The following is an 11,873-nucleotide window of genomic DNA, read 5'->3' on the forward strand; positions in this document are numbered from 1 at the left end:
CGCGGGGAAGAACGCCCATACCGTCCGCAGACACCGATTACATTCTCAATAACAAACTACGCTACTCGCCTTCTCTCACGGGATGAAGCAACGTGATTCGCGGCTCACGAGAACACTCCTCCTCGTCGGATTTCTCGCGATAGCCGTCGGTATCCTCGTCGCTCGCGCGTCGCCGGCGCGCGCGTACGAGGTCTCGATTTATCAGTCGACTCCGGTGGTCTTCTGGGTCGGCGTGGCGGTGGCGGTGCTGACCGCGTTGGTCGTGGTCGTTCGCGCCCCGAACAGTCGGTTCGCGGTCGGTGGGGTGGGGCTGGCGGCCCTCGCGATAGCCGCGGTCTCAGCGCTTCCGCTCGTCCGGGAGTACTACTTCTACGGGTTCAACGACTCGTTGACGCACCTCGGCTGGGCGAAGTCGCTCGTCTCGGAGACGCTGACGCCGCTCGAAATCGTCTACCCGAGCGGTCACGTCTCCGCTGGGATGTTCAGCGCCGCCCTCGGCGTCGAAATCACCACCGCGATGATGCTCGTGGTGTTTTTCGTCTCGGTCGTCTACCTCGTGTTCGTCCCGCTCATCGTCTCGCTCGTCGTCCCCGACCGCCGGGCGGTCCTCATCGCGGTGTTCTCGGCGCTGTTGTTCCTGCCGGTGAACCTCAACGGGTTCAAGCTCATGTTCTTCCCCTACTCGCTGGCGTCGTTCCTCGGACTGGTGCTTCTGTACCTCTTCTTCAAACACCAGTTCTCCGGCACCGACGCCGTCGAGGGCCGGTGGCGCGGCCACGTCACGCCCGTCTCCGTCCTGTTCGCCATCGGGACGGTCGCGCTGGTGTCGTACCACCTGCAGGTCGCCGTCAACTACCTCGTGTTGTTCGCCGTCGCCGCGGCCATCCAACTCGTCCAGCGCTGGCGGACCCCGGACGCCGTGGCCGAGCAGCGACCGGTCTACGGTCTGACGCTCGTCTTCGCCGCGGCGTTCGTCTACTGGCTGACCCAGTACACGGTCGGCTTCTCGACGGGCGGCCTGTTCGTCGAGGGCGTGCTCGGGATTCTCTCGGGAAGCTCCGAGGCCGGAACGGCAATCTCCCAGCGCACCGGCTCTGTGACCGCCGTCGGCGGCGGCATCTTCGACGTGTTCGTGAAGCTGTTCCTCGTGAACGCGGTGTACGCCCTGATTACCTTCGGCGTCTTCCTCGGCGTCCTGTTCGGGCGGCTCCCGAAGCTGTCGGGTCAGGGCCGGTCGGTCCTGCGGACGCTGACGTTCAGCCTCGTCGTGTTGGTGCCGTACTTCTTCGCGCACCTCCTCGGCGTCATCTCGGAGACGAATTTCTTCTTCCGCCACGTCGGCTTCGCGATGATTCTCGCGACCATCGTCGGGAGCGTCGGGCTGTTCTACGGGTTCGAGTGGCTCGCACGGACGAGCTACTGGTCGAAGTACGGGACGGCGATCAAGGCGGGTGCGCCCGTCGCGACGGCGCTCGTCATCGGGCTCACGCTCATGGTGATGTTCCCGTCGCCGTACATCTACCTCCCCTCGAACCACGTCCCCGCCCAGCAGATGGGGGCGTACGACACCGCCTTCGAGATGTCCGACGAGGACATCCGGTACGTGGGCATCCGCGGGAACCCCGACCGCTTCGCCGAGGCGCTTCCCGAGCGAACCACGCCGGCGCTCGGCTTCACGACGCCGGACGAGGCGCTCACCGACCTGCCGAGCTACTACGACGGCCCGCGGTATCTGATGGTCTCGAAGACCGACTACGACCGCGAGGTGGTCGCGTACCGCGAACTCCGGTACTCCGCGGCGAATCTCACAGCCGTTCAGAATCAGCCCAACGTGAACCGCGTCATGTCGAACGGCTCGGCCGACCTCTACTACGTGTCCGGGTAGCGGCACGGAGTCCGATTTTTCGTTTCACGCCGACACCGGTGCCGAGACCGTCGATTTGCCGGTGCTGCCGCTATTTCTCTCCCTCGGTTCCTCCGCTTCGAACCGGAGACGCATCTCTCGGATTCGAGTGCGTCGCGGTCGCGTCGCGGCCACCGCCGAGCGGCGGGTCAGAAAAACGGTGAGGGAAGTCGACGGCCCACCGGCTCAGAACGGCGGGCTGTAGTCCTCGTACTCTTCCATCTGGTCCATCTCGTCCGTCTTCGACGGCATCACGGCGGCCCGCGGGCCGCCCGCCCGCCGCACGGTCACCGAGGACACGTCGTCGACCTCGTCGGCGATGCGTCTCTTGATGGCCTTCATCGTCATCGGCGCGATGCCGCATCCGGAGCACGCGCCGCCGATGGCGATGGTGACCTCCCCGGTCTCGTCGTTCACGTCCTCGATTTCGAAGTGCCCGCCGTGTTCCTGAATCTGCGGGACGTTGTTGCTCAGGTAGTTCCGTGTCTGCCGTTCGAGTGATTGCGCGCTCATAGGCGTTCGTCGATACGGCCCCATTTGTAATAAATCTGGGCTATTAGGGGTGCCTAAATACGAGGGATTCAGGGCTTGTGTGGTAGTTTTAGGCCACGCGAACTTTCTGAACTCGGATTCTTATCACTTTTCGAGCACCCTAAAACACCGCGATTTTCAACTTCCGAGCCGGCACGCATATTCCTCGCGCTCATCGGTGTGTGCTGAATGTCACCGCACGGCTTCGAGCCGCCGACTCGGTCTCGCCGCTCGTCGCCCCCCACCGCCCGACCGCTCGTTTCCTCCCCCGTCAAACGGCGCCTAATTCTCGCGGCCGCGGGAACCGCGACCCCGCCGGAATCCAGTAGCGAGTCAATAATTAATCGGCTCCTGAGCCGATGTGTAGCCGAGTGTTACCGTTCGTGAATACGCCGGGTCCTCGCCGAAGCGGCGACCCGCGAGGTGCGTTCGATGAGAGATAAGATTCGCTCGGTCGTCCGGACGATTCGCCGCCGGTTCGTCCCCGGCGACGACGACAGCGACCTCACGGAGCGGACGGTGAAAAGCGGGATGTGGGTCTCGGCGATGAACGTCCTCGACCGGGTGCTGAAGGTCGTCATGTTCATCGTCCTCGCGCGACTGCTCGGCCCGGAGGCGATCGGGCTGATGGGAATCGCGCTTCTCACCATCTCGGCGCTTCTGAGTCTGACGAACCTCGGCATCGACGCCGCGCTCATCCAGCGCGTCGACGACGACGTGGACGAGTACCTGAACACGACGTTCACGCTCGAACTCCTCCGCGGCCTGCTGATGAGTTCGATTCTCTACCTCGCCGCCCCGTCGCTCGCCTCGCTGTTCGGCGAGCCCGCCGCGCGGGACCTCATCCGCGCCATCGCCCTGGTCCCGATTTTCCTCGCGCTGCGGAACCCCGCGATGGTCTACTTCAAGAAGGACCTCGCGTTCCACAAGGAGTTCGCCTACCGGGTCAGCGGCACGACGGCCTACGTCGTTGTCGCGCTCGGCTACGCCGCGGTCAGCCCGACGGTCTGGGCGCTCATCTTCGGCTACCTCGCCGACGCCAGCGTCCGGTCGGTCGCGACCTACTTCCTGCACCCGTACCGCCCGCGCCCCGCGCTGAACCGCGCGTACGCCGCCGAACTCATCGGCTACGGGAAGTGGGTCACGGGGTCGTCCATCGTCGAGTTCCTCTACGGACAGGGCGACGACGCGGTCGTCGGCTGGCTCCTGACGGCGACCTCGCTCGGCTACTACCAGCTCGCCTACCGCATCTCCAACGCGCCGGCGACCGAAATCGCCGTCGTCGTCTCCAGCGTGATGTTCTCGACCTACTCGAAGCTTCAGGAGGACCAACGCGCCCTCCGCGAGGCGTTCTTCAGCACCTTCCGGCTCACCGCCTTCGTCGCGCTGCCGATGTCGGTCGGCATCTACCTCGTCGCGCCCGCCTTCGTCGGGGCGTTCCTCGGCGAGGACTGGCTCCCGATGGTGCTCGCCATGCAGATTCTCGTCGCCTACGGGCTCTTTCGGACGCTCTTCGCGACGTTCAACCCCGTCTGGCGCGCCGTCGGCCGCCCCGACGTCCAGACCAAACTCGGCTTCCTCCGCGTCGCCCTGCTCGCGATAGCCATCGTCCCCGCGACGAGCGCCTACGGCATCGAAGGGACCGCCCTCGCGGTCACGGGCATCCTCGCGTTCCCGATGGTCCCGCTCTACGCGCGCGAGATGAAACGAACGCTCGGCACGACGTATCGACGGTTCCTCCGGGAACTCTCGTACCCCGTCGCTGCCAGCGGCGCGATGGCGCTGGCGGTCCTCGCGGCGCAGAACCGCGTCGGGTCGCCCCTCGTCGAGTTCGCGCTCCTCGTCGCCATCGGCGTCGTCGCCTACGCCGTCAGCGCGGCGTCGCTCATGACGCTCTTCGACTGGCGGGTCAAACAGAACCTCCGCGAACTCGTCTCGGTGATGTCGAAGTGAGGCGGGCGTTCGGCCGCCCCACCGGAACCCGGCGAGTGGTCGACTCGACTGACTCTCATTGCTAGCTGAACCTCGACCGTGAATCAAAACTATCAGAACCCCGTCAGAATATGTGGGTGCGGTGAAACGAACGCCCTCGCAAGATTCGGTGGGAGCGTAATTACCAGTTCATAGATTGATTATCTGACGAGGAGAGACGTTTCACGGTCCGATTCTGATTCGACACCGGATGCCGATTTGACCCGTATAGTACCGATTAAGTGGTCGTTTTTGACTGCCGATTTGGTCGAATATACATATCTAGTTGATGTTTTTTCGCAAGAATATAAGGTGTGTCTTTGGAATGCAACTGGTAACTAACTGGCCTCCATCCGAATCAATCTCGCAAGTAATCGTAGCCAACCCGATTATACCTCGCAATAATGATTATCACCTTAACGAGGGCTTTCCTCGGGTATGGTACGACTAACCGATGGAGATGACGACGAATCTGCGGCGGATTCAGACTCCATCCTCGAATCGCAACTCAACAGGCGGAACTACCTCAAACTCGGTGCGATGGCCGCATCGACTGCCCTCTCTGCCGGCGTCGCGTCGGCTGCGTCTGGACCAGAGGAGCGCTTCGGTATCCAATGGGACCGCGTCGTCAACGCGGTGGACGACCTTGGAATGGACCCCAACGGAAACGAACCGATAGACGACCAACTCGACGCCGCGTACGGGAGCGGGACGCTCATCGAATTCCCTCCGGGTGAGTATCTCGCCACCGAGACGCAGTACTGGAACGACGACGTCTCCCGCTTCGGGATGGTCGGCACCGGCAGTTCCCACAAGGACGTGCAGTTCGTCTTCCCGTCGGGCAACAACGGCGAGAAGTACCGGTTCCTCGAAATCACGAGCGGGGACCACCACGTCCTGAAGAACTTCTCCATCCAGCAGACCGACGACGACACCACCACGGCTGACATCTGGATGATAAACGACGACGGCGGCCTCATCGAGGACGTCGAGTGGCTCGGCCGCACCCCCACCGACAACGACGCTCGCCGCCAGCTCCTCGCGTACGACTGTTCCTCCGTCGACGGCGTCAACGTCGCCCGCCGCGTCTACATGCGCGAGGGTGCCGAACTCCCCGGTTACCCCGACGGCGTCGCGGGTATCCGCGTGCAGGGCGGTTCCGTCGGCGAGATTCGCCTCGTCGACTGCCACATCGAACAGCGCGGGTCGTCGTCGTTCCGCGCGACCCACACCCGCGGCGTCCTCCGCGTCGAGGGCGGCCTGTTCAAGAACAACGACAACACCAACATGCGCATCTCCGCGGGCGACCACCCCGAGAAGACCTCGTGGATCAAGGGCGCGACGGTCATCATGGACGCGGACAACCTCAACGAGCACGCCCGCGACGGCGACAGCCTCGACAGCCCCGAGGGCCTCCGCATCGACTCCACCGGCAACGGCTACGCCGGCGTCCTCATCGAGGACTGTGACTTCATCTTCAAGTCCTGTCCCACCTCGCGCGGTATCGTCTCGTCGCCGACGTGGGCCGGCCACGGCGGCTTCACCCTGCGTAACTGCCGCATCCAGAACGACACGTCGGTCCAGACGATTCACGCCGACTCCGTCGACACCGACACCGCGGACAAGCCGTGGGGCGTGAACCTCGAGAACGTCTCCATCACGGGGAGTACGCGGTCCCAGCCCGCCGGCGCGGCGGTCTGCATCGACAACGACCGAAACGGCTCGACCGTCCAGAACAGCTGTATCCACTTCCCGAACGGCGACGTGGACGGCGTCCTCGTCAACGACGCCACGAACTGCGAGATTCTGGACTCGAACATCAACGTCTCCGGGCAGGCGACGGTGTTCAGCGGCTCCGACGTCGACACGAGCAACATCACGAGCAGCGACTCCTGTCCGCTCCCGAGCGCCGACGACAGCACGGGCGGCGACTCGTCGAGCACGGACGACTCGACGGATTCGACGACCGACGATTCGACGACGGACTCGACGGACGACTCGACGACCGAACCCCTCCCGAACGAGATTCGCCTCGTCGGCACGGGCACGACGACCCAGTACGAGTTCACCGTGACGGACTCGCTGCAGGCGTCGGGCGACACCATCGAGGAGTGGGACGACATCTCCAGCGGCACCGCGACCGGCTGGATTACGACCGAGGGCGTCGAGGACGCCTACACGTTCTCCGGCGACGTCGACTCGTTCTCCTTCCTCGAAGGCGAGTCCGAGATTTACGTCAACGGCGAGCAGGTAACCGAGAGCACGGTCACCGACGCCACGACCGATTCCTCGACCGATTCGAGCACGGACGGCTCGACGGATTCGACGGACGATTCGACGACGGACTCGACGACCGACCTCTCGCACGAGCTTCGACTCGTCGGCACGGGCACGCAGACCAACTACGAGTTCACCGTCAGCGACGCGCTCGAAGCCTCGGGCGACACCGTCGAGACGTGGGACACCATCGACGGCACCTCCGCCAGCGGCTGGATTACGACCGAGGGCGTCGAGGACACGTTCAACTTCGCGGGAAGCGTCACCTCCTTCGGCTTCGTCGAAGGCGAGGCCGAGATTTACGTCGACGGCGAGCAGGTGACCGAGAGCACGGTCACCGACGCCACGACCGATTCCTCGACCGATGGCTCGACGGATTCGAGCACGGACGACTCGACGGATTCGACCGACGACTCCACCGACAGCCAGAACGAACTGCGCCTCGTCGGCACCGGCGTCGAGACGCAGTACGAAGTCAGTGTCAGCGGCACGCTCGAAGCCTCGGGCGACACCATCGAGGAGTGGGACGACGTGTCCGAAAGCTCCGCGACGGGGTGGGTGACCACCGAGGGCGTCGACGACACGTACACCTTCACGGGCACGATTACGTCGCTGTCGTTCCTCCAGGGCGAGGCCGAGGTCTACGTCAACGGCACGCGGGTCGACCCCAGCGTGTTCTCGCTGCCGAACACCCTCGTGGTCGAGGGCGACGGCACGGAGACGACGTACGACTTCATGGTCTCCGGCGACATCCTGAACGACCCGCTCGTCGGGGCGATCGAGAGCGACGACAGCGTCACCAGCGGCAAGGTGAAGGGCTCTGTCACGGACGGCGTCGACGCCTTCCGGTTCTCGGGTGATATCAGGAAGATGAACCTGACCGGCGACGCGGCGCTGACCTTCGAAGACAACGACGGCTGAGACGACAGCACGGCAGAATAGCAGAACAGTAGACGGCGCGTCGCTCGCGCGGTGACGCCGCAGGCGACAGAGGCACCCAATTTTCGCGCTTCGACGCGGTTTTCTCCGTTCTCCCCGCGCGTCCGAGCGACCGCCGCGTTCGGCGACGCAGTACGTCGAGGACCGAGTTCGGACGCCAGTACGACGCGGTTATGCCGCGTCGTCGCCGGCGGCCGCGTCTTCGGTCGGTTCCTCGGTCACGGTGAGCCAGACGTACGCCGAGCGGTACGCCGTGTCGGTGCTCGGTTCCGCCGGCGCGTCGCCCTCGTACAGGAAGTAGGTGAGCCGGAGGTCTTCGCCGGTCAGCGCCGGGGCGAACGTGTGGCGGGTCCGCCACGTCTCGCCGTCCGCGACGGTCTCCGTCCGCGACCCGAGCACCTGTCGCTCGACGACCGTCGTCTCGCCGTTCGTCCGCTCGACGCGCTGGAGTTCGGCCACGAGCGTGTAGCTCGTCGCCTCCCCCTCGGCGTTCGCGACGGAGACGAACAGTTCGGTCTGCTCGCCTACCGTCAGCTCCTCGGGGTAGTCGGCGGCGACGAACTCGCCGCCGGCGTCCTGCGTGAGAAGCGACAGGCTCGAATACGACTCGCCCGTCCCCGGTGCGACGAGCGCGTAGCTCAGGCTCGCGACGGCCAGGAGGACGGCGAACGCGAGCGCGACGTTCAGGAGCGAATCGACCCGCGAGGACTGGTCGAACGACCGGACCACGTCGGCGTACCAGCGCCGAATCGGGACGTGGAAGCGCTCTCCCTCGGGGAGTCGTCGCCGCCGCACCTCGCCGACGGCGAGGCCGCCGACGATGATCGCCGACAGCGCGAGCAGGACGGGCGCGGCGTTCAGTCCGACGCCAGCCCAGAGGAGCGCCAGCCCGACCACCGGCAAGAGCGCGACGCTCATCCCGAAAGCGAGCGCAAATCGCTCCGTGAGGCCGAGGTCCGGCTGCCACTCGAACCGGCCGAACGACGGTCCCTCGCCCGAATTGCCCGACGACCCGGCGGGAAACAGCGCGAGCAACAGCGCGTAACCGGGAAGAAACAGCAGCACGGGGAGTCCGACGAGGGCTTGGACGGTCGGAACGACGTCGAGAACCGCGACGAGGCTACTCGAGACGACGACGAGGAGCGCAGTGGGCACGTCCAACGAGAGTTCGTCGAGTGCCTGGTTCAACCGTCCTTTGCTGTGTGATGTAGACCCCATTACCGGCTAGATGACGCGACTAGGCTGTTGTTATTGAGCGCCTCACACCCCTGATTTCGGCGGTACGAGGTGACTAACTCCCGACTATCTCGCGGCCGTCTGGCCCCTTCTCAGTTCTCTCGTCGGTCTCGTCGGCACCGTCGACGCGGGACGACGGCTGTGCCCCGTTCGACGCGCTCCGCTCGAACGACGCGGACGGCTCCGCCGCGACTCGCAACCGTTCGTTCTCGCGGCTGTCGAGGACCATCGCGCCGCCGAGTGACCCGAGGCCGACGAGGAGTCCGGTGAGAGACTGCCGACCCGGTCGGTCCTTCGACGCGACCCCGCCGACCAGTCGGAGCGCGCCGGCGAGGACGCTCACGACGCCGAGCGCGTAGAGGACGGCCACCGGGTGAACGCCGCCGTCGAGGTATCGAACGCGGAGCCGCCAGAGGAAGTCCCTGAGCAGGAGGAACGACAGCCCGGGAACGAACGTCGAGTACCTGATACCGCTTTCTTCGTCCCCGTAGCGCGCGCGCATCGGCACGGTGGCGACGCGCTTTTCGGCGACGTTCAGGTTCACGAGCAGGTCGTTCAGGAAGCCGTACTGGTCGTACAGCCGGTCGAAATCCAGCTCCGAGAGCGCCTCCGCCGAGATGGCCGTGTAGCCGTTCTGCGGGTCGCGGATGTGCCAGTAGCCGCTGGCGATGCGCGTCAGCCCGGACAACAGGAGGTTGCCGAACAGTCGCCACGGCGGCATTCCCCGGCGGGTGTCCCGCGCGGCGAGTCGGTCGCCGACGGCGTAGTCGGCGTCTCCGTCGACGACGGGGTCGATGATGGCGGGCATGATATCCGGGTCCATCTGTCCGTCGCCGTCCATCACGACGACGATGTCCATCCCGTCGGCGAGAGCGCGCTCGTAGCCGGTCTTGACGGCCGCGCCGCGCCCGCGGTTGACCGGGTGTCGAATCGGGACGACGCGCCCGTCGAGCGACGCGCCGCCGTCGGCCGCGGCGACGACCGGTTCGGCCGCTCGCTCGTTCGCGCGCGCCGCGTGCCGCCGAATCTCCTCCCACGTCCCGTCGGTCGAGCGGTCGTCGACGACGTACGCGCGGTCGACGAACGCGGGGAGCGTGTCGACGACGCCGCCGACGAACCGCGCCTCGTTGTACGCGGGCACGACGACGCCGACGGCGTTACCGCGGTACATCGCCCCTCGCGTGCGACCCCTGTGTTGAACGCGGCGTGTCGACCGGTCCGCCGCCGCCGGGCGTGTCGTCCCGCGGCCGCGAATCGAGTTGGAGAGTGCGTAGGAACATCGATACTTCGATCCGGTGATTGGGCCGTTCGGGTCTTTGTTAGTCGTCAGCAACACGTATGTAAAGCCGAATTTCAGGCGTTTAGGACGGTTAGAACGGCTGTCTAACGTTCACGAAACCGCGACTAATCGAATCCGTATCACGTCCGTCGAGACTGTCTTGAAAAGCAGCATGTCGCCGTACTCGGGCCGGCGTACCGGGCGAACCGCGGCGTCAGATGGTGTCTCGGATCGAGTCCCAGTAGCTCGACGCGGTGACCACGTCCAGCCCGAGTTCGTCGATGTAGTCCATCGTCTCGGCGAACGCCGCCGGGCTGACGGAGCGTCCCTCTCCGGTCACGTCGTGGTACATGAGCACTGCGAGCTGGTTGTACTGGGCGGCGAAGTCGAGGGCCTTCTTCGCCTTCTGCACGTCGTCGCCGTCGGTCCGGCCGACGATTTGCGGGTCGGATATCGCGCCGGTCGGCCCCCCGACGGTCACGAACCCGAGGTAGTGGTAGTCGCTCGCGACGTCGAGCGCCGACTCGTTGTACCGGCCGTACGGCCAGATGATGAAGTCGGCCCCGCGTTCGAACCCGTTTTCCACGAGCCACGCCTTCGACTCCCTGATGCTCGCGCGCTGGTCGGCCGGCGAGAGGACGCGGAACGAGTCCGACTGCTGGGGGTGGCTCACCATGTCCCACCCCGACTCGACCATCTCGTCCATCCCCGACCGCGGGATGCGGTGGCTCGACCCGACGGTCCACGGGATGACGCCGACCACGCCGGGGAAGCCGTGGGACTCCAGTATCGGATACGCCGTGTCGTACTGACTCAGGGTGTTGTCGTCGAACGTTATCATCACCGACCCCGCGCCGGCCCGCGGTTTGGCCCGGAGCGAGTCGACGTAGAACCGCGCCGCGGTGCCGCCGCCGGTGTACAGCTGGATGCTTATCTCGGTGACGTTCGTCAGGTCCGGCGACCCGGTGACGCGCTGCGGACCGAGGTCGAGGCGCTGCCAGCCTGCCTTCCAGATGTGCCGACCGAGAAGCAGCGTGTTGTCGTAGTCGGGCGCGGCGAGGCGAACCGTGATGCCCTCGGTGTCGGGCGTTTCGAGGTTGACGGCCAGCGAGAGGTCGGCCTCCGAGAGGTCGATACCGTCCTCGAACGTCCGGTAAATCCACACCCGCTCGTCGTCCGGCGTCGCTTCGAGCCGGAGCGACTGCGTCCCGCAGTAGACGACGTCCTCTTCGACGGCGTACCGCCCCGCGAACGTCCCCCAGAGCCGTTCGTCTTCGAAGTCGTCGACGAGCCATCCAACGTCTCTGAACCGCTCTCGGCTGTTGAACGCGACCGCCAGCGGGTCTCCCGCCGCGTCGACGCTCGGGTCGTCGTAGCTGAACCGCGGCGTCGGGACCGGTGGCTCGCTCGTCGCGGTCGCCTCGGGAGTACCGGCCGATTCACCGCCCCTCGCGACGCAGCCGCTGAGCACGGCGGCGCTCAGTCCAAGATACGAACGCCGTGATAGTTTCATACGGATAACTGTCGTCACGAGTCGATAGTAATGCCACTCGTAATTTCCGTAGCCACGGACTGACGGCGTCGGAAACCGCGACTGTCGCCGATTTTGACCCGTCCTTTCGCACAGTCTCTCGCCCGTTTCGCCGCCGTCGACCCGCCCGAATTCAGGGGCTTTCTCCCCGCCACCCGCGGTTACACACCGTTTACCAATCACCTCCCCGGTCCAACTGACGGGAA

General features: G+C 65.5%; 7 protein-coding genes. 3 read left to right on the forward strand and 4 right to left on the reverse strand.

Annotated elements, in window-relative coordinates:
* The first annotated feature begins 82 nt into the window (after nt 1-82).
* The gene (locus ABY42_RS18095; protein ID WP_050460375.1) at nt 83-1,885 is read left to right on the forward strand and encodes a hypothetical protein; all 1,803 of its coding nucleotides are present in this window, start codon (nt 83-85) and stop codon (nt 1,883-1,885) included.
* Between the two features lie 204 nt (nt 1,886-2,089).
* Here ABY42_RS18095 and ABY42_RS18100 read toward each other — a convergent pair whose 3' ends face one another.
* Complete coding sequence (locus ABY42_RS18100; RefSeq protein WP_004978017.1) at nt 2,090-2,416, reverse strand: NifU family protein; 327 nt, start codon at nt 2,414-2,416, stop codon at nt 2,090-2,092.
* A 450-nt stretch (nt 2,417-2,866) separates the two neighbouring features.
* Here ABY42_RS18100 and ABY42_RS18105 point away from each other — a divergent pair, with 450 nt between their 5' ends.
* Complete coding sequence (locus tag ABY42_RS18105; protein WP_004978016.1) at nt 2,867-4,387, forward strand: lipopolysaccharide biosynthesis protein; 1,521 nt, start codon at nt 2,867-2,869, stop codon at nt 4,385-4,387.
* 456 nt (nt 4,388-4,843) lie between these two features.
* A complete protein-coding gene (locus ABY42_RS18110; protein ID WP_050460376.1) occupies nt 4,844-7,603 on the forward strand; it encodes a hypothetical protein in 2,760 nt (919 codons plus the stop codon).
* Between the two features lie 189 nt (nt 7,604-7,792).
* On the opposite strand, the gene ABY42_RS18115 is transcribed toward ABY42_RS18110, so the two are convergent.
* The 3 genes from ABY42_RS18115 to ABY42_RS18125 form a co-directional block, all read right to left on the reverse strand.
* The gene (locus ABY42_RS18115; protein WP_050460377.1) at nt 7,793-8,839 is read right to left on the reverse strand and encodes a DUF1616 domain-containing protein; all 1,047 of its coding nucleotides are present in this window, start codon (nt 8,837-8,839) and stop codon (nt 7,793-7,795) included.
* Between the two features lie 73 nt (nt 8,840-8,912).
* Nucleotides 8,913-10,028: a glycosyltransferase family 2 protein gene (locus ABY42_RS18120; RefSeq protein WP_004978010.1), complete on the reverse strand. Its 1,116-nt coding sequence runs from the start codon at nt 10,026-10,028 to the stop codon at nt 8,913-8,915.
* Nucleotides 10,029-10,350: 322 nt separating this feature from the next.
* Nucleotides 10,351-11,607, reverse strand: coding sequence for a polysaccharide deacetylase family protein (locus tag ABY42_RS18125; RefSeq protein WP_004978008.1), 1,257 nt, complete (start codon nt 11,605-11,607; stop codon nt 10,351-10,353).
* Nucleotides 11,608-11,873: the final 266 nt, after the last annotated feature.

The sequence above is a fragment of the Haloferax gibbonsii genome (assembly GCF_001190965.1).
In the GTDB taxonomy this organism is placed as follows: domain Archaea; phylum Halobacteriota; class Halobacteria; order Halobacteriales; family Haloferacaceae; genus Haloferax; species Haloferax gibbonsii.

What these genes read in the sequence shown, in the direction of transcription:
- ABY42_RS18095 (WP_050460375.1), top strand. Translation starts at nt 83, where the DNA reads ATGAAGCAACGTGATTCGCGGCTCACGAGAACACTCCTCCTCGTCGGA.
- ABY42_RS18100 (WP_004978017.1), bottom strand. Translation starts at nt 2,416, where the DNA reads ATGAGCGCGCAATCACTCGAACGGCAGACACGGAACTACCTGAGCAAC.
- ABY42_RS18105 (WP_004978016.1), top strand. Translation starts at nt 2,867, where the DNA reads ATGAGAGATAAGATTCGCTCGGTCGTCCGGACGATTCGCCGCCGGTTC.
- ABY42_RS18110 (WP_050460376.1), top strand. Translation starts at nt 4,844, where the DNA reads ATGGTACGACTAACCGATGGAGATGACGACGAATCTGCGGCGGATTCA.
- ABY42_RS18115 (WP_050460377.1), bottom strand. Translation starts at nt 8,839, where the DNA reads ATGGGGTCTACATCACACAGCAAAGGACGGTTGAACCAGGCACTCGAC.
- ABY42_RS18120 (WP_004978010.1), bottom strand. Translation starts at nt 10,028, where the DNA reads ATGTACCGCGGTAACGCCGTCGGCGTCGTCGTGCCCGCGTACAACGAG.